The sequence below is a fragment of the Dactylosporangium vinaceum genome (genome assembly GCF_019904175.1).
GTDB classification, from domain to species: Bacteria; Actinomycetota; Actinomycetes; order Mycobacteriales; family Micromonosporaceae; genus Dactylosporangium; species Dactylosporangium vinaceum.
This window is the reverse complement of sequence record NZ_CP061913.1, coordinates 2,058,301-2,075,931: the sequence shown is the minus strand read 5'-3', so window position 1 is coordinate 2,075,931 and position 17,631 is coordinate 2,058,301. Positions and strand designations below refer to the sequence as shown.

Genomic DNA, 17,631 nt, shown 5'->3' with positions numbered 1-17,631 from the left:
CCCCCAGGAGGCCCCGCCGAGGTGGGCGACGGTCTGCTGCACCGGAAACGCATAGATGTAGATGCCGTAGGAGTAGTCCTGCTCCCGGCCCACCGCGTGCAGGCGGGGCGGGACGACGCACGCGCAGTACACCAGCAGATAGGCGAACGCCGGGTAGCCGACGGCGAAGAAGCCGCCGTAGACCAGGCTGCCGAGCAGGGCCAGAGCGGCACCGCCGGCGATCGCCGGGTGCAGCACAACACGGTGCGCGTAGAGCTGCATCGATGCGCCGAGCAGGAACAGGAAGCCCAGGTACACCGCGAGCTGGAAGTCGACGTAGCCCCAGATCGGCAGGGGACCGAGGCCGCCACGGTACTTCGGGACAGTCGGATCATGCACCGCATCGGCCGCGATGACCACGTAGGCCCCGGCCGCCAGCACCGGCACGACCCACGGCGCGCGGCGCGGAAGCCCGGCGATGACCAGGACGGCCAGCCCGCAGTAGCACAGCAGCTCGTACACGAGGCTCCACAGCGACCCGTTCGCGACGCTGCCCTGCACCAGCCGCCCGTACGGCGTGTCCGTGAACAGCGTGCCGATCCCCCACTGGTGCACGGCCCCCAAGAAGTTCTTCCGCACGAACCCGAGCCCGCCCGAGTGCCCGGTGACCGTGGCGACGAGCGCCGTGCCGAGCAGGCACACCCAGAGCCCCGGGAAGATCCGCAGCACGCGGTGCCAGAGGAACCGCGCCGCGTTGCCCCGGCGCGCGGACGCGGCGACCAGAAACCCGGAAAGCACGAAGAACCCGTCGACGGCGAGGGAACCGAGGTCGGCCTGGCCGCGGGTCAGCGACTCGCCGGGGTTCGGCCGCCCGAGGCCGAGCGGCCACGCGTGCGCCACCAGCACCGACAGCGCGAGCCCGAGCCGGAGCAGGCCGAGCCCGTTGGACTTCGGGTCATACCGATCACGCAGCGTAATCACATAACTAGTAACGATTAGGACAGACCCAAAGTTTTCCGGCAAATAACCGATGTACCAGAAAACCCGTTATTCGTACGTGCCGATCCCCACCCCCCGGCGTGTACAACTACGCATACCTGCACTGGTCGTGGGCGCGTGGCTGCTTGTCACAGCGCTGTACGCGGCCCACGCGGCCCTCGTGGTCCCACCCCTGCTGCTGATCGCGACAGCGGCCCTGCTGCGCGGCGGGCGGAGCCTGCTCGACCGCCTGATGCTCGCGGCCGGCCTGCTCCTCGGCGCGACGTGCGCGGCCGGCCTCGTCTTCGCGTTCTGGCCGTGGGGCCTGCACCCCATCGCCGTGGCCGGGACCGCCGCGACCGCGCTGATCTTGCTCGCCGCCCGCACCGGTCGCCGCCTCCAGTTGCCGCGTCCGCGCGGGTCCGACGCGGTCGCCGGCGCCGGCGCCGCGGTGGTCGGCCTGGTCGCCGCCTGGCCGGTCTGGCCCGCGGACGCGGACCGCCGCCTGGCGATCATGCTCGACGGCGAGGACCTGGCCCGGCACGCGGCGGTCTTCGACGCGATCCGGCGCACCGGCGGCTACCTGTTCACCGACCACGCGCGGGCGGAGCGCTACGTCTACGGCGGCATGATCGACTACCCGCAGGGCTCGCACCTGCTGGCCGGCCTCCTCGACGGGTTCGTCCGGTCCTCGGCTTCGAACTTCGGCAGCGGTACCGCGATGTTGACGCACTATCTGTGGTTCGCCGTCGCCGGGTACACGTTCCTGGCTCTGGCGCTGGTCTGGGCGGCCCAGTGGATCGGCGCGGGCGCGCTGACCCCGGCCCGGTGCCTGCCGCTCACCGCGCTCATCACGGCCGTGTGCGCGGCCGGGGAGATGCTGGAGCTGCTCAGCTTCGGCTACCCGAGCCAGGTGCTGGGCCTCGCCGAGGCGGTGCTGCTGCTGGCGCTGCTGGCCCGCCCGGTCGCCCGCACCCGCGACCAGCTGCTGCTCATAGCCGGCCTGCTCACGGCCGTAGGGTTCACCTACTACCTGTACCTCCCGCCGGTCGGCCTGGCCGCGCTCATCTGGCTGGGCACGCACTGGCGCCGACTGGCCCGCCGCCCGGTCGCGCTCGTCCTGGCGGTCACGTGCGGTGCGGCCGCGACCGTGCCCATGGCGTACGGCCTGCTCCTGGCCGACCAGGCAAGCGCGCTGTTCACCATCGGCTACCTGGTCCTCAGCCGCGACGCCCTCGCCGCGCTGGCCGCGCTCGTCGCCACCGGCCTGCTGACGAGGCGCGGTCGCAGGAGCAGGATCTGGCGGCGGTACTCCCTGTCGTTCGTCCCCGTCGCGGCGTTCGCCGGCATCCTGCTCATCGGGCAGCGGCTCTTCGGCGTCGGCAGCGGGTACTACGCGAACAAGGCCCTGTACCTGGTCTTCGCCCTGCTGCTGATCGGCGCGGGCGCGGTCGCGCTGCACCTGCCCGCCCCCGTCCGGGTCCGCCGCCACCGCTCGCTGCCGGCCGCCGTGCCCGCCCTCATCGCGATCGTGGCGCTCACCGGGGCCGGGCGGGGTGACACGCCGTACCAGCCGCATCTCGGCGGGTCCTGGGGCCGGTCCTGGCTCATCGGCCCGGACGCGGCCCGCACGGCGCAGGCGGACCTGCTGCTGCGCGCGTACGCCCGGCTCCCGGCCGACGCGCCGGTGCTCGTCGTGGGCGACGACTCCGGCTACGAGTCGTACCGCCTCACGCTCTTCCTCTCCACGATGCAGCGCACGTCGGGCGCGACCGCGGGCGCCATCTACAACCACCTCCCGGTGACCGCCCCCGACCGTCTCGACGCGTCGGTCGCCTCCACGCCCGGACGCGTACGCCTCCTCGCCCTGTCGGACCGGGCGGAGGCCCGCGCCCGCGCGGTCTGCGCCCGCCAACCGGCCAACCGGATCGAGGTCGTCCGGGTATAACTGCGCATATGTCCAAGGTGAAGGCATCCCTCTTCGGTCTCGCGTTCGGTGACGCGCTCGGCTACCCCGTCGAGTTTCAAACCTTCGAGCAGATCACCGCCACGTTCGGCCGCCGCGGCCCCCGCGACCTCCCGCCCAGGCCCTTGGTCAGCGACGACACCCAGATGACGCTGGCCGTTGGCGACGCGCTGGTCCTGGCCCTGGCCGAGGGGCCGCTCCAGGCGGCGCGGCTGGAGCCCCACCTGTCACGCCTGTTCGTGGAGTGGGCCCGCAGCCCCGAGAACAACCGCGCCCCCGGCACCACCTGCATGGCCGCGTGCGACGCCCTGCAGCGCGGCCTGCCGTGGTGGAAGGCGACGGTGGCCGGCTCGAAGGGCTGCGGCGCCAACATGCGGGTCGCCCCGATGGCCCTGGTCCCGGGCCTCTCCGAGGACGAGCGCGCCGGCGCCGCCCAGCTCCAGGCCGCCATCACCCACGGCCACCCGACGGGCCTGGCCGCCTCCGAGCTGACCGCCCTGACGATCCGCTGGCTCCTGGACGGCCTGCCCGTCGCCGAGCTGCTCCCCGCCCTGCGCGACCGCTGCGCGTCGCAGCGCTCCGTCTACCGGGCCGACTGGCTGGGCGACGACCTGTGGCGCCAGCCGATGACCGAGTCTGCGGAGCAGTTCATCGCCCGCGGCTGGGACGAGTGCCTGGCCGCCCTGACCGGCCTGGAGGACCAGGTGCGCTACCTGGGCCCGGACGCCGACCCGTGCGCGGCGGGCGGCGCGGGCTGGATCGCCGAGGAGGCGCTGGCGACCGCCCTGTACTGCCTGCTGCTCTTCCCCGACTCCCCCGTGGACGTCATCGCCCGCGCCGCCGCCTCGTCCGGCGACTCGGACTCGATAGCCTGCCTGGCCGGCTCCTTCGCCGGCGCCGCCGGCACCGCCTCCGGCTGGCCGGCGGACTGGTACGAGCGGATCGAGTACAAGGACCACCTCGACCGTCTGGCGACCGCCTGGTCAGCGTAGGGAACACGGAAACGGCCCGGCCGTGATGGCCGGGCCGTTCGCTGTCGCAATGATCAGCTGCAGCCGCTGGTGGAGCCGCAGCCCTCGCAGACGTAGCAGGAGCCCGCGGGGCGCATCTTCGTGCCGCAGGTGAAGCAGAGCGGCGCGTCGGCGGCCTTGCCCTGGACGAGCTCCAGCAGCTCGGTCGAGGAGCCGATGCGGCGCGGGGGGTCGATCTCGGCCGGCTTGGCGGGCTTCTCCGCGGCGGCCGGCTTGACGACCGGGGCCGAGTTGCGCATCTCGGTGAGGTCCACGACCTCCGCCGTCTCGCCGGTCGTGCCCGCCGCCTCGGCGCGCAGCTGGGCGGCGCGCTCCGCGGAGGTCAGGATGCCCAGCTCCGAGCGGGTGTCGAAGTCCAGGAAGTCCAGGGCCAGGCGGCGGAAGATGTAGTCCATCACCGAGGAGGCGAGGCGGATGTCCGGGTCGTCGGTCATGCCGGCCGGCTCGAAGCGCATGTTGACGAACTTCGAGACGTAGGTCTCCAGCGGCACCCCGTACTGCAGGCCGATGGAGATGGCCACCGAGAACGCGTCCATGACGCCGGCCAGGGTGGAGCCCTGCTTCGACATCTTGAGGAAGACCTCGCCGAGGCCGTCGTCCGGGTACGACGACGCGGTCAGGTAGCCCTCGGCCCCGGCGACGGAGAACGACACGGTCGAGCTCGGCCGCTTCTTCGGCAGCCGCTTGCGGACCGGGCGGTACTCGATCACCTTCTCAGTCTTCACGACTTCCTGGACGACCGGCGCCGGTTCTTCCTTCTTCGACGACGACACCGCGGACAGCGGCTGGCCGACCTTGCAGTTGTCGCGGTAGATCGCGAGCGCCTTCAGGCCCAGCTTCCAGCCCTGGTAGTAGATCTCCTCGACGTCCTCGACGGTCGCCGACTCCGGCATGTTGACCGTCTTGGAGATCGCGCCGGAGATGAACGGCTGGATCGCCGCCATCATGCGGACGTGGCCCATCGGCGCGATGGTGCGCTCGCCCATGGCGCAGTCGAAGACGCTGTAGTGCTCGAGCTTCAGGCCGGGGGCGTCGATGACGTGGCCGTGCGCCGAGATGTGCTCGACGATCGCCTCGACCTGCTCCTCCTGGTAGCCGAGGGTCCGCAGCGCCCGCGGCACGGTCTGGTTGACGATCTGCATCGAGCCGCCGCCGACGAGCTTCTTGAACTTGACGAGGGCCAGGTCGGGCTCGACGCCTGTGGTGTCGCAGTCCATCATCAGGCCGATGGTGCCGGTCGGGGCGAGGACGCTGGCCTGCGAGTTGCGCCAGCCGTGCTTCGCGCCGATCTCGTTGCCCAGCCGCCACTGCGCGGTGGCCGCCTCCTTGATGGCGACGTCGACGGCGCCGACGGTCGCGATCGCGGTGCTGGCCTCGGCGTGCTTGCGCATCACGCTGGTGTGCGCGGACGCGTTGCGGGCGTAGCCGTCGTAGGCGCCGACGACCCCGGCCAGCTCGGCCGAGCGCCGGTACGCGGTGCCGGTCATGAGGCTGCTGATCGACGCCGCGACCGCGCGGCCACCGTCCGAGTCGTACGCGAGGCCGCTGGCCATGAGCAGCGCGCCCAGGTTCGCGTAGCCGATGCCGAGCTGGCGGTACGCGCGGGAGGTCTCGCCGATCTTCTCGGTCGGGAAGTCGGCGAAGGAGATCGAGATGTCCATCGCGGTGATGACCAGCTCGACCGACTTCACGAACCGCTCGACGTTGAAGGAGCCGTCGGGCTGCAGGTACTTGAGCAGGTTGAGCGAGGCCAGGTTGCAGCTGGAGTTGTCCAGGTGCATGTACTCGCTGCACGGGTTCGACGCCGTGATGCGCCCGGTCTCGGGGCAGGTGTGCCAGTCGTTGATCGTGTCGTCGTACTGGATGCCGGGGTCGGCGCACGCCCACGCGGCCTGCGCGAGCTTGTTGAACAGCTCCTTGGCCTTGACCGTGGCGATCGGGGCGTTGTCGAGGCGCGCCTTGAGCGCGAACTCGGCGTCGTCCTCGACCGCGCGCATGAACTCGCCGTTGACCCGGATCGAGTTGTTCGCGTTCTGGTACTGGACGCTGACGATGTCCTTGCCGCCCAGGTCCATGTCGAAGCCGGCGTCGCGCAGGGCCCGGATCTTGTCCTCTTCGCGGGCCTTGGTCTCGATGAACTCCTCCACGTCGGGGTGGTCCACGTCGAGGATGACCATCTTGGCCGCGCGCCGGGTCGCCCCGCCGCTCTTGATCGTCCCGGCCGACGCGTCAGCGCCGCGCATGAACGACACCGGGCCGCTGGCGGTGCCGCCGCTGGTCAGCAGCTCCCGCGAGGAGCGGATCCGCGAGAGGTTGACCCCGGAGCCGGAGCCACCCTTGAAGATCAGACCCTCTTCCTTGTACCAGTCGAGGATCGAGTCCATCGAGTCGTCGACGGAGAGGATGAAACACGCGCTGACCTGCTGCGGCGATGCGGTGCCGACGTTGAACCAGACGGGCGAGTTGAAGCTGAACACCTGGTGCAGCAGCATCCAGGTGAGCTCCTCGGCGAACACCGTCGCGTCCCGCTCGGTCGCGAAGTACCCGTACTGCTGCCCGGCGTTGCGGTAGGTCGTGACGACGCGGTCGATCAGCTGCCGCAGCGACTGCTCGCGCTGCTCGGTGCCGACGGCGCCGCGGAAGTACTTGGTGGTGACGATGTTGGCCGCGTTGACGCTCCACGTCGTCGGGAACTCGACCCCCCGCTGCTCGAAGTTGATCGAGCCGTCCCGCCAGTTGGTCATGACGATGTCGCGGCGCTCCCACGTCACCTCGTCATACGGGTGTACACCCTCGGTCGTCCAGACGCGCTCGACCCGCAGCCCCTCCCGCGAGTCCTTGCGTGCTGTTGCCTTCGTCTTCGTCTCCCCCGCCATCCGCGGCCCCCTCATCAACGTGTGTGTCTCATCGTCTTGGTTCAGCATTTTTTGGCTTTGGTGGTACTGCATGTGCAGTACCGCTGCAGCCCTAGTCTTTTGTGGCGCTTTGTCGGGTTCTCAGCGCCGACTGTCCCGCTGTGCGTGCTCTGTCCTCTGCGCTAGCCGACCCGCGCGGCGGGCACCGACGAGCCATCCCCCGGCAGCTCGTGCTCCTTGACCGGCGCCGCCGCTCCCGCGCGCAGCGCCGCGATCTCCCGCTCGAAGTCACCGAGCGAGTCGAACGACCGATACACGGAGGCGAACCGCAGGTACGCCACCTCGTCCAGCTCCCGCAGCGGCGCCAGGATCGCCAGCCCGACCTCATGGCTGGGCAGCTCGGCCGCGCCCCGGGCCCGGACCGTCTCCTCGACCTTCTGCGCGAGCAGCGCGATGGAGTCCTCGTCCACGGGCCGTCCCTGGCACGCTTTGCGCACGCCGGCGATGATCTTCAGCCGGCTGAACGGCTCGGTGACCCCGCTGCGCTTGACCACGGCCAGCACCGCCTCCTCGACGGTGGTGAATCGCCGCCCGCACTCGGGGCACGACCGGCGCCGCCGGATGATCTGCCCATCCTCGGCCTCCCGGGAGTCAACGACCCGCGAGTCAGCGTGCCTGCAGTACGGGCACCGCATGTCGATGGACCTCTCTCCAAGAGTACGCCGGACAAATCCGGCAAAAGCGCACGCCAAACCAGGCGAGCGCGCCCTCGTGAGGCCAACTCGCCATCGGTTACAACCAGTGATCGGAGCTTGCCGATTCCACAACCTGTGGACGACTTACACCCCTGTAACTACTACATCTAGGGGTAGACGCTATGCCGATGCCTACGCCGACGCAAGTCAAACGCGGATCCTGCCTCTTTTGTGTCGGGCGTCTCAACCTGAGCATTCTTCACGCCCCTACCACTCGGGCCGCCACCTGGAGTTATGCGATAAGTCGGGCGCTGCGCGCCACGACTTATCGGACTTATACCTTGGCGGGCGAAATATCCCCTCTTTGCGAGATTTCACGGACTCCTCCTCGATCGGGCTTCGCAGGTCAATCTCATGCAGGTTTCGCAGGTCAGGCCTCTTCGGTCCGGCGCGCCGGCCACCCCGCCGACCGCAGTCGACCGCGCCGACCACAGCTGGCGGATCATGCGCCGGCCGACACCGGATGTGCGCCGGCCGATCGGCGCGTCGACCCGCTCCGGGTTCACGGGCGGCTCCGAGCGGTGCGGGTCCGAGCGGTGCGGGTGCTCCGGGCAGTGGCGGTGCCGATCAGCGCGTGAACCTTGCGATGCCGAGATCGGTGGCCGCACTTCGATAAGCGCAGGCTTCGGTCGGTGTGGTCACCCTCGCCGGACGGGGGCCGCATCCGCGCGGGCGGTCGGGTCAGGAGTCGGATCAGCGGCGGCGGGGCAGGACGAGGCGCTGGCCGGCGTCGATGTCGTAGCCGGTCAGGTTGTTGAGCCGGCGGATCTCCTCCACCGTGGCGTCGCGCCCCTCTCGGCCCTTCGTCCGGGTGGCGATGTCCCAGAGGGTGTCGCCCGGCTGGACGATGACCGTCGGCGCGGGCCCCGGCGGGTCGGCCGCCTGCCCGGGTGCCGACACGAGCGCCACGAGCCCGCCGGTGAGCGCGAGCAGGAAGCCGAACACCACGATCCGGCCCCGCCCGGTGAGGCGAACCGGCGTCCGTTCATGCCCGTTTTCGGCCTGCCGTCCCATGTCGGCCCCCTTTTACGTACACCCGTTCGATAGAACAGTCGTACGATGGTCTACCAGAGCGAGAAGACCCGTGTCGAGAAGACTCGCCGAAAAATCGGCGCGCCACGTAGTACAGATGTTTGAAACTGCCCTACCTCGGCGTTACGGTGATCCACACACGATCAGGTTTCGATCGGCATTACCGGACCTATGTGACATCCGGGCCGCCCGCACCCCGCGGGAGCCCACCGCGACGGACCGAGCCACGGCCCGCCGCACCAGCAGTTGCGCAACACAGGGCGCTCCGCATCCGCGGGCGCGCCCGAGGCGACGGAGCCGAGCCACGGCCCGTCGCAGCACCGCCCGGCTTCCGCCTTCCCCGCGGAAGCCACCGCCGCGAACCGGCACCGCGCAGCCAGCGCGGGCGTCACCGAAGCACCGAATGTCGTCACCGCCGCACCCGGTGGCCCTCCGCAGCCCGCGGAAGCCGCCGCCGCACCGAGCACCCCGCAAGGGGCGCCGCCGCACCGGCCCGGGGTCGCGCCCGGGCGGCGACGACGACGTGAGACAGGTCCCGGCACCGCCGGGGCCACCGATGCGACAACCGCTTCCCGCACCCGCGCGGGAGCCGGGTGACGGGCCACCCCACGGCCCCGTCAGCAGGCGCGGCGAACGCCCCGCGACTGCCAACACGAGGGAGGACGACGTGTCAGCCGACGACCGCACCGACGCACCCGCGAGCGAGCCGGACGAGCTCATCGACGGCCCCGGCGCCGAGGTCACCGCCATCGGCGGCCGCGCCGCCAGCAAGCGTGCCACCCGCCGCCGCGGCGGCGAGCCGGAGATGCGCGCGGTCACCGCCGTGGTCAGCGCCTTCCCCGACCTCTTCGCGGCCGACCTGACCGTCCGCCAGCGCCGCATCCTGGAGTTCATCCGCGCCGCCGTCGAGCGCAACGGCTACCCGCCGAGCGTCCGCGAGATCGGCGAGGCCGTGGGCCTGGTCTCCCCCTCCAGCGTGGCGTATCAGCTGAAGGAGCTCGAGCGGAAGGGCTACCTGCGCCGCGACCCCAACCGCCCCCGCGCCGTCGACGTCCGCCCGCCCAGCGAGCTCGTGACGGTCGACGAGGAGGCGGCCCGCGCGGCCCGCCCGGCCCCCGCATACGTCCCCGTCCTCGGCCGGATCGCCGCCGGTGGCCCGATCCTCGCCGAGCAGGCCGTGGAGGACGTCTTCCCCCTCCCCCGCGAGCTCGTCGGCGAGGGCACCCTCTTCATGCTCCAGGTCAAGGGTGACTCGATGCTCGACGCCGCGATCTGCGACGGCGACTGGGTGGTCGTGCGCCAGCAGCCCAACGCCAACAACGGCGACATCGTCGCCGCCATGCTGGAGGGCGAGGCGACGGTGAAGACCTACCGCAACCGCGACGGCCACGTGTGGCTCATGCCGCAGAACGCCGCCTTCGACCCCATCGCCGGCGACCACGCCACCATCCTCGGCCGCGTCGTCACCGTCGTGCGCCGCATCTGACCCACCCGCTCGACAAGCGACCACCCCGCCGCCCGAACCGCGAGACCGTCCGGGCGGCGGCCGGCCGGCACCAAGCCCGGCCGCGAGCCGGTCCGGCGAGCGCCGGAAGAGATAGGCGCGCCGCGAGTCTGGCGTGCGGCGTCAGCGGTGCGGGGCGTAGCCGCGGTCGTACCCGCCCTGATCGCCGGGTCCGTAACCACCGCGGCCGGAGCGCGGGGGCGGGCCCTGGGCGAAGCCCTGCTGATCGCCGCCGCCGTAGCCGCCGCGCCGGTCGCCGGGTCCACCGCCGTACACGCTGCCACCGCCACCGGAGCCGCCGCCCGAGCCGCCGCCCGAACGGGCCGGGCCACCGGAACCACCCTGGCCGGCGCCACCGTAGACGCCGCCACCGCCGGGCGCGCCCGAGCCTCCGGGTCCGCCCGAGGGGCCGCCGGAGCCGCCGTACACACCGCCGCCCTGACGGTTGCCCGGCCTGTCACCGCCCCCGCCGTAGACGCCCGGACCACCCGAGCCACCGCCCTGGCCGCCCGAGCCACCGCCCGGACCGCCGGAGCCGCCGCCACCCGGACCGCCGCCATACACGTTGCTGCCGCCGTCGCGCCCGGGGCCACCGCCGCCGTACACGTTGCCGCCCGGGCCGCCGCGACCACCGGGCCCACCCGGACCCCCGGCCGGACCACCCGGGCCGCCCGGGCCGCCGGATGAGCCGTACGGGCCCGGTGCGCCGACCGCCGCGAACTCGTCATCGCCGTCCGCGCCACCCGCACCGCGGACGTTCCCGGTCGTCAGACCGGCCGCCCGGCGGGCGGCGCGCGAGCGGCGGATGCCCACCACGCCCGCGATGACCAGGCCCAGGCCGACAATCCCGATGGCCGCCACCGCATAGGTGATGTCCTCGAGCGTCAGCGACTGCAGGAACGACTGCTCCTTCGCCTTCGGGGAAGGGACGTTGCCGCCGTTGGTGTTCGCGTTGACCGTGATGTCGGTCGGTGCGTACTTGAGCAGCGGCGCCTTCGTCGAGGTGTTCACGTCGGAGGCGGTGACGTAGTTCTTGCCGTCCGGCGTGTAGGTGATCGACTCGCCCTGGGCCTCGTTCGGCAGCGGGGTGATGCGGGGCTTGCCGGAGAGCAGGGCCTTGACCACGTCGCCGCCGGCCACGTCGAACTCGTACGCGTCCGAGTAGGTCCGCACGACGACCTTGGAGCCGTCGGGCGAGGCCGCGGCGCCGGTCACGAGCTTCCAGCCGAGCAGGCCCAGCGGGTTGGCGGTCTTGGTGTCCTGCAACGCCTTGAAGTCGCCGGCCTTCTTGAGCTTCACGCCCTTGGCGGTGTTGGGGACGAGGGCCGACTCCGCGACGTACACCTCGACGGGTGACGTCTTCGTGATGATGATCGGCAGGCCGTCGCCGCCCATCAGGAGCGCCTCGGCGTCGTGCTTCTTGCCGTCCGGATACGTCAGCCGGTTGACCACCGGGGTGGTGGAGTCGGGCGCCATGGTCCACACGGCCACGGCGTCGCGCGGCTTGCTCGAACCACCGGACTGCTCGTCGTTGTCCCCGATGTCGGCGATGTACAGGGTGCCGTCCTTGCCCAGGGCGGCGTCCTCGGGGTCGACGGCGGCGGTCGGATAGTTGATCGTCTTGTTGAGCTTGCAGTCGTCGCCGAGGACGAAGATCTTGGGCTTGCCCGGCCGGGGCTGGCTGTCCTGCACCGCGTAATAGCCGCCGTCGGGCTTGGCCACCAGGCCGGAGATCTCGCTGACGTCCTTGGAGTTGGGCGAGCAGACTGGTGTGCCCGCACCGGCCTGGGCCTGCGCGGATGGGGAGGGCGCATAGGCCGCGGCCGGTGCTGTGACGCCGGCCGACAGACAGACCAACGCAGCCGAACTCAGCACCACCCGTCGTCGCATGCCGCAAGTCTGGCAGAGCCGGACCGGCTTTGGGATTGCCCGGTCCGGCTGTCACTCCAGGTATAGAACTGAGTTAACGCTAAGTAACGGACTCGGGATCAGCCGACGTTGGCGTACGGCGCGAGCTCCGCGGCCAGCCCTTCGGTCACCCGGGCCCGGATGCGGGTGCCCTCGGCCAGGTGCGACGTTTCGAGGACCTCGCCGATCGAATGGACGCGGGCAACCAGGTCACCGCGCTCGTAGGGGACGATCGCGGTCAGCTCGATCGCCGGCCACGGCAGCTTCTGCTCGACCGCCGCCCGGACGTCGGCCAGGCCCACGCCGGTGCGGGCCGAGCAGAAGACCGCCTCGGGCCACAGGCCCTTGAGGCGCAGCTGGGTCTCCTCGTCGGCGGCGTCGAGCTTGTTGATGACCAGCAGCTCGGGTACCGCATCCGCCCCCACCTCGGCCAGCACCTCGCGCACCGCGCGGACCTGGGCCTCGGGATCGGGGTGCGAGCCGTCGACGACGTGCACGACCAGATCGGCCTCGGCAACCTCTTCCAACGTCGACCGGAACGCCTCGACCAGCTGGTGGGGCAGGTGGCGGACGAAGCCGACGGTGTCCGAGAGCGTGTAGATCCGCCCGTCGGCCGCGCGGGTCCGGCGCGTGGTGGTGTCGAGCGTCGCGAACAGGGCGTCCTCGACGAGTACCCCCGCGCCGGTCAGCCGGTTGAGCAGGCTCGACTTGCCGGCATTGGTGTAGCCGGCGATCGCCACGGCGGGCACCCGGTTGCGGCGGCGGGTGGCCCGCTTGGTGTCGCGGATCGTCGACATGGCGGCGATCTCACGCTTGAGGCGCGAGATGCGGGTCCGGATGCGCCGGCGGTCGATCTCCAGCTTGGTCTCACCGGGGCCGCGCAGACCCACGCCGCCGTTGCCGCTGGCCGAGCCACCGGCCTGCCGGCTGAGGGCCTCACCCCAACCGCGCAGACGCGGGAGGAAGTACTGCAGCTGGGCCAGCTCGACCTGCGCCTTGCCCTCCTTGCTCTTGGCGTGCTGGGCGAAGATGTCGAGGATCAGCGCCGTCCGGTCGATGACCTTGACGTTGACCCGCGACTCCAGCTGGCGCAGCTGCGACGGGGACAGCTCGCCGTCGCAGATGACGGTGTCGGCGCCGCTGCTCTGCACCACGGCCCGGACCTCGTCGACCTTGCCCCGGCCGATGAAGGTGGCCGAGTCGGGGCGGCTGCGGCGCTGGATGAGCCCCTCCAGCACCTCGGAGCCGGCCGTCTCGGCGAGCGCGGCCAGCTCGGTCAGGGAGTTCTCGGCGTCGGTGACGGTGCCCTCGGTCCAGACCCCGACCAGCACGACCCGCTCGAGGCGCAGCTGGCGGTATTCGACCTCGGTGACGTCGGCCAGTTCGGTGGACAGCCCGGCGACGCGCCGCAGGGCGTGCCGCTCTTCGAGTTCGAGATCGCCGTCGTCAACGAAGTCCTCGAACTCCTCAGCGTCCGCGTCGTAGGCGTCGGCGGAAAAGCTCGTTCGTGCGCGCAAAGCAATCTCTCCTTCGGTAAAACAGCTGAGCAACCCCTCAATCGTGACACCAATTCCCGCAAGTCGGCACTACATATAAGGGGCCGGTGCCGAGGCGGGGTGGCACGGAGGGTGAGAATGGGCCGGTGAGTCCTGCCACACACAGACTGCCCAGCGCCGGGTTCAGTATCACCATCCGTGTCTCCGTCGTCGCCGACGCCTCCGCGATCGGCCGCCTGACCACCGCGGTCGGCGAGGCCGGCGGCATCGTGACCGCCGTCGACGTCGTCGACTCCGACAACAACAACGTGGTCGTCGACCTCACCACCGACACCGCCGACTCCTCCCACGCCGAGCAGGTCGTGGCCTGCCTGGAGAAGCTCGACGGCGTCGACGTGCGCAAGGTCTCCGACCGCACGTTCCTGCTCCACCTCGGCGGCAAGATCGAGGTGGCGCCGAAGGTCGCGCTGCGCAACCGCGACGAGCTCTCCCGGGCGTACACCCCGGGCGTGGCCCGCGTCTGCCTCGCGATCGCCGAGAACCCCGAGGACGCCCGCCGGCTGACCATCAAGCGCAACACGGTCGCCGTGGTGACCGACGGCTCGGCCGTGCTCGGTCTCGGCAACATCGGGCCCTATGCGGCGATGCCCGTCATGGAGGGCAAGGCCGCGCTGTTCAAGCGCTTCGGCGGGGTCGACGCCTGGCCGGTCGTGCTCGACACCCAGGACACCGAAGAGATCATCCAGATCGTGAAGGCGATCGCCCCCGCCTACGGCGGGATCAACCTGGAGGACATCGCCGCGCCCCGCTGCTTCGAGATCGAGGAGCGCCTGCGGGAGCAGCTGGACATCCCGGTCTTCCACGACGACCAGCACGGCACGGCCATCTGCGTGCTGGCCGCGCTGACGAACGCGCTGCGCGTGGTGGGCAAGTCCCTCGGCAACGTGAAGGTCGTCGTCAGCGGCGCGGGTGCCGCCGGTACCGCCATCATGAAGCTCCTGCTCCGCCAGGGCGTCGGCGACGTGATCGCCACCGACCGCCCCGGCGCCCTGCACCGGGGCATGACCGGCCTGTCGCCCGCGTGGCAGTGGCTCGTCAACAACACGAACCGGGACAACTACTCGGGTGACCTGCGCGGGGCCGTCCGCGGTGCCGACGTGTTCATCGGGGTGAGCGCGCCCAACCTGCTCACCGGCGACGACATCGCCACCATGAACAAGGACTCGATCGTCTTCGCGCTGGCCAACCCCGACCCGGAGGTCGATCCGCGGGAGGCCCGCGAGCACGCCGCGATCGTGGCCACCGGCCGGTCCGACCAGCCGAACCAGATCAACAACGTGCTCGCGTTCCCGGGCGTGTTCCGGGGCATGCTCGACGCGCAGGCCCGCGAGTTCACCGAAGCGATGGCCCTCGCCGCCGCGCGGGCGATCGCCGACACGGTCGGCGAGGACAAGCTCAACCCGACGGTCATCGTGCCGAGCGTGTTCGACGCGCGGGTCTCCCCCGCCGTGGCCGCCGCCGTGCGCGCGGCCGCGAAGGGCCCCCAGCTCGACAGCACGCCCGACAGCGAGGCCGAGGGCTAGGAAAACACCAGCTGGCGGATGGCCTGCGCGTCGACGTCGCCGTGCGCGACGATGACCGCAGGCCCCTGCAGGACGCACTCGTTGGGCGTGACGGTGACCGTGAGCCGCCCGCCGGGCACGTCGACGACCACGACCCCGGACTCGAGCCCGGCGTGGTGCACCGCGACCGCCGCGACCGCGCACGCGCCCGAGCCGCACGACTGGGTCTCGCCCGAGCCGCGCTCGTACACCCGCATCCGCCGGTAGAGGTCGGCGCCCGCGGGAGCCGGGCCGACCGCCGCGAACTCGACGTTCACCCCGGCCGGGAAGATCAGCGGGTCGATCACCGGCGCCCGGAACAGCTCGAGGCCCTCGAGCGTCGGCTCGTCGACCGCGCAGACGAGGTGGGGGTTGCCGACGTCGACGGCCGTACCGGTGAAGCTCTGCTCGAGGACCGTCGCGGAGGACGACACGTACACGCGCGGGATCGGCATCGCCGCGGCGATCTCCTCACCCATCGTGACCGGCACGACACCGGCCCGGGTCACGAGATCGAAGGTGCCCTCCGGGGCGACGAGCCCGGCCTCGGCCAGGTAGCGGGCGTAGACGCGCACGCCGTTGCCGCACATCTCGGACTGCGACCCGTCGGCGTTCCAGTAGTCCATGAACCACTCGGCGCCCGCGGAAGACGCCTCCGCGTCCGGATGGGCGGCGCTGCGCACGACCCGCAGCACGCCGTCGGCGCCGATGCCCCGGCGCCTGTCGCACAGGGCGGCGACGAGGGCCGGGGTCAGGGGCAGGGTGCCGTCCGGGTCGGGCAGGATGACGAAGTCGTTGCCCGTGCCGTGGCCTTTCGCGAAGCGCATGGCGTCAATCTTGCCGCACGGCCCGCAGCGCCGCCTCCGTGATGTCCGCCGCCGCGCCGTCGAGCCAGACGATCCGCCCGTCGCGGCGGAACCAGGACCGCTGCCGGCGCACGAACCGCCGGGTGGCCCGGGCCGTCTCCGCCCGCGCCTCGTCGTCGGTGCAGAGGCCGTCGAGCAACTGCATGATCTGCCGGTACCCCAGCGCGCCCGACGCCGTGCGCCCCTCCCGCAGCCCGAGGCCGAGCAGCCGGCGCACCTCGTCGACGAAGCCGTTGGCCCACATCAGCTCGACCCGCGCGCCGATGCGGGGGTCGAGCACGGCCGTGTCGACGTCGACGCCGAGCTGCAGCGCGTCATACACGGGCCGCGGCTGCGGCAGCTGCGCCGTGAACGCCGTCCCGGTCAGCGCGTTGACCTCGAGCGCGCGCACGATCCGCCGCCCGTTGCTGGGCAGGATGCGCGCGGCCGCGGCCGGGTCGGCCGCCAGCAGCCGGGCGTGCAGCGGTGCCGGCCCCACCTCCTCCAGCTCCCGCTCCAGCTCGGCCCGCAGCCGCGGGTCGGTGCCCGGAAACTCGAAGTCCTCCAGCACCGCCCGGATGTAGAGGCCGGACCCGCCGACGAGCAGCGGCACGCGTCCGCGCGCGGCGATGTCCTCGATGGCCGCGCGGGCCAGGCGCTGATAGACGGCCACGCTCGCCGGCTCGGTGACGTCCCAGATGTCGAGCACGTGGTGCGGCACACCGGCCCGCTCGGCCGCGGTGAGCTTAGCGGTGCCGATGTCCATGCCGCGGTAGAGCTGCATCGAATCGGCGTTGACGACCTCACCGCCGAGGGCCTCCGCGAGCCGCAGGCTCAGCGCCGACTTCCCCGCCGCCGTCGGCCCGACGATCGCGATGACGTCCTTCACACCGGCACCTCCGCCAGCTCCGGCACCGGCGTGAGGGCCACCCCGTGCCCATGGCGAGCGGCCACGTCGCGTCGCGCGCTCACGCCCAGGTGGCCACGAAGTAAGCGACCCCGTACGGTGCGGAGTCGTACAGTACTTCCCCGCGCATCGGGCGGTCGGCCGCGCCCGCCAGCACCTGCCACGGCGCGCGGCCGGCGGCGAGCAGCTCGGCGGCGAGCCCGGGATCGAGGGCGGCCAGCGCGTCGGCGTCGGCCGCGGCCAGGGCGGCGCTGACGGCGGCGTCGAACGGCTCGGCCCGGGCGTCGAAGAAGCCGGGCGCCTTCTCGGTGCGGCAGGCCGACCCGTCACCCACGACGAGCAGCCCGACCCGCTCGGCCTCGCCGGCGAGCTTGCGGCCCAGCTGCGCGCACTCGGCGGGGTCGGCGTCGGCCGCGACTGTCTGGAAGTTTCCAGCGCCCGGGAGCAACCACGCACCGATCAGGAGGCTCAGGGGCAGCTGATCACCGCTTGGATCACCGATCGGGAGATCGACGCCCCACGGGGACAGGGTCCCCCCGAACGGGGGCTCACGGCGTACCGTCGTGGTATCGGATCCCAGGACGATGAGCGAGTCGACCGAGGCGTTCGCCAGGTGCGCCACCGCGGCGCGGCAGGCTGCCCGCAGGTCGTCGAGCTCGGGCGCGGCCCCGGCGGCCAGCTCCGGCACGAGCAGTGGCGGATGTGGGCAGACAGCGGCGGCGACGAGTGACACGGCCTAACGTTATCGGGGACGGTCTCTGCGCCCCTCCGGAG

Annotated in this window: 12 protein-coding genes and 1 pseudogene; 4 read left to right on the top strand and 9 right to left on the bottom strand. The window is 71.8% G+C overall.

Features of this window, described 5'->3' with window-relative positions:
* Positions 1-3 precede the first annotated feature (3 nt).
* Positions 4-879, bottom strand: a pseudogene (locus Dvina_RS54100) (acyltransferase family protein); the annotation flags it as partial.
* Positions 880-1,087: 208 nt separating this feature from the next.
* On the opposite strand from Dvina_RS54100, the gene Dvina_RS08945 reads away from it, so the two are divergent.
* Complete coding sequence (locus Dvina_RS08945) at positions 1,088-2,905, top strand: hypothetical protein (RefSeq protein WP_223101941.1); 1,818 nt, start codon at positions 1,088-1,090, stop codon at positions 2,903-2,905.
* A gap of 8 nt (positions 2,906-2,913) precedes the next feature.
* Positions 2,914-3,915, top strand: coding sequence for an ADP-ribosylglycohydrolase family protein (locus Dvina_RS08940; RefSeq protein ID WP_223101940.1), 1,002 nt, complete (start codon positions 2,914-2,916; stop codon positions 3,913-3,915).
* A gap of 53 nt (positions 3,916-3,968) precedes the next feature.
* Here the strand turns inward: Dvina_RS08940 and Dvina_RS08935 are convergent, their stop codons facing one another.
* From Dvina_RS08935 to Dvina_RS08925, 3 genes are all read right to left on the bottom strand, one after another.
* A complete protein-coding gene (locus Dvina_RS08935; protein WP_223101939.1) occupies positions 3,969-6,830 on the bottom strand; it encodes a vitamin B12-dependent ribonucleotide reductase in 2,862 nt (953 codons plus the stop codon).
* Between the two features lie 161 nt (positions 6,831-6,991).
* On the bottom strand, positions 6,992-7,504 hold the full coding sequence (gene nrdR, locus Dvina_RS08930) for a transcriptional regulator NrdR (protein WP_223101938.1): 513 nt from the start codon (positions 7,502-7,504) through the stop codon (positions 6,992-6,994).
* Between the two features lie 753 nt (positions 7,505-8,257).
* Positions 8,258-8,578, bottom strand: coding sequence for a LysM peptidoglycan-binding domain-containing protein (locus Dvina_RS08925; protein ID WP_223101937.1), 321 nt, complete (start codon positions 8,576-8,578; stop codon positions 8,258-8,260).
* A gap of 823 nt (positions 8,579-9,401) precedes the next feature.
* Between Dvina_RS08925 and lexA the strand changes: the two genes are divergently transcribed.
* On the top strand, positions 9,402-10,082 hold the full coding sequence (gene lexA / locus Dvina_RS08920) for a transcriptional repressor LexA (RefSeq protein ID WP_223105416.1): 681 nt from the start codon (positions 9,402-9,404) through the stop codon (positions 10,080-10,082).
* Between the two features lie 141 nt (positions 10,083-10,223).
* On the opposite strand, the gene Dvina_RS08915 is transcribed toward lexA, so the two are convergent.
* Both Dvina_RS08915 and hflX read right to left on the bottom strand, forming a co-directional pair.
* Positions 10,224-11,990 carry a hypothetical protein gene (locus tag Dvina_RS08915; RefSeq protein ID WP_223101936.1) on the bottom strand — a complete coding sequence of 589 codons (1,767 nt, stop codon included), beginning with the start codon at positions 11,988-11,990 and terminating at the stop codon, positions 10,224-10,226.
* Positions 11,991-12,088: 98 nt separating this feature from the next.
* Positions 12,089-13,525: a GTPase HflX gene (gene hflX / locus Dvina_RS08910; protein ID WP_223101935.1), complete on the bottom strand. Its 1,437-nt coding sequence runs from the start codon at positions 13,523-13,525 to the stop codon at positions 12,089-12,091.
* A 125-nt stretch (positions 13,526-13,650) separates the two neighbouring features.
* Between hflX and Dvina_RS08905 the strand changes: the two genes are divergently transcribed.
* Positions 13,651-15,087 carry an NAD-dependent malic enzyme gene (locus Dvina_RS08905; protein WP_223101934.1) on the top strand — a complete coding sequence of 479 codons (1,437 nt, stop codon included), beginning with the start codon at positions 13,651-13,653 and terminating at the stop codon, positions 15,085-15,087.
* Here Dvina_RS08905 and dapF read toward each other — a convergent pair.
* From dapF to Dvina_RS08890, 3 genes are all read right to left on the bottom strand, one after another.
* Positions 15,084-15,932 (bottom strand): diaminopimelate epimerase, encoded by an 849-nt coding sequence (gene dapF / locus Dvina_RS08900; RefSeq protein ID WP_223101933.1) that lies wholly within the window; start codon positions 15,930-15,932, stop codon positions 15,084-15,086. The two genes, Dvina_RS08905 and dapF, sit on opposite strands and share 4 nt — an antisense overlap.
* 4 nt (positions 15,933-15,936) lie before the next feature.
* The gene (gene miaA / locus Dvina_RS08895) at positions 15,937-16,839 is read right to left on the bottom strand and encodes a tRNA (adenosine(37)-N6)-dimethylallyltransferase MiaA (RefSeq protein ID WP_223101932.1); all 903 of its coding nucleotides are present in this window, start codon (positions 16,837-16,839) and stop codon (positions 15,937-15,939) included.
* A 79-nt stretch (positions 16,840-16,918) separates the two neighbouring features.
* Positions 16,919-17,590 carry a class III extradiol dioxygenase subunit B-like domain-containing protein gene (locus Dvina_RS08890; protein ID WP_223101931.1) on the bottom strand — a complete coding sequence of 224 codons (672 nt, stop codon included), beginning with the start codon at positions 17,588-17,590 and terminating at the stop codon, positions 16,919-16,921.
* Positions 17,591-17,631 lie beyond the last annotated feature (41 nt).